Raw genomic sequence first — 534 nt, 5'->3', positions numbered from 1 at the left:
CACATCGGGGCAGATCACGCGATAGGTATCGCAGAGCTCGCGGGCCATGCGGTCGAAATCGTCGGAGACCCGGGTGACGCCGTGCACGCACACCAGCACATTGGGATTGCGCGCATCGCCCCACTCCTTGTAGGCCATGGTATGCAGGCCGGCGGGCGAAATGCACTGCACTGTCTTGACTACCGCTTCAGTCATGGTGAGGGCCTTCCAGATGAAAGAAGTCGTCATTCTACCCTTTCAAGACAGCTTGTCGGCCGGAAATGGCACCCTGGAACAGGAGGGAATGCTGTCTGCCGAAGGTAAACGAGGCGACGGACGCGCCGGCCTCCGTCGCAAGAAAAATTCAGAAATTTCCGCAGGAAAAAACAAATGATGCGGCGCAAGTCGCTGCTATAATGCGTCCCTTTTCCGGCGGCCCTCGCCGGCATCGCGGCAGCACAGGCGATGACCAAGACAGTTCAGCCAGCCCACCTGCGTGCGGCATGGCGGCAGCTGCAAGACCCGGGGGTATGGTGAAATTGGTAGACACAAGGG

Annotated in this window: 1 protein-coding gene and 1 pseudogene; one reads left to right on the top strand and one right to left on the bottom strand. The window is 59.6% G+C overall.

Annotation, left to right across the window (positions count from 1 at the left end; all coding sequences use genetic code 11):
- Positions 1–195 (bottom strand): annotated as a pseudogene (locus B3873_RS06020) (alpha/beta fold hydrolase); the annotation flags it as partial.
- 16 nt (positions 196–211) lie between these two features.
- On the opposite strand from B3873_RS06020, the gene B3873_RS06015 reads away from it, so the two are divergent.
- Positions 212–373 (top strand): hypothetical protein, encoded by a 162-nt coding sequence (locus tag B3873_RS06015; protein WP_157845739.1) that lies wholly within the window; start codon positions 212–214, stop codon positions 371–373.
- Positions 374–534 lie beyond the last annotated feature (161 nt).

It is taken from the genome of Herbaspirillum sp. UBA812 (assembly GCF_002296545.1).
Classification (GTDB): domain Bacteria; phylum Pseudomonadota; class Gammaproteobacteria; order Burkholderiales; family Burkholderiaceae_D; genus Herbaspirillum; species Herbaspirillum huttiense.
This window is presented reverse-complemented; position numbering and strand designations above follow the sequence as displayed.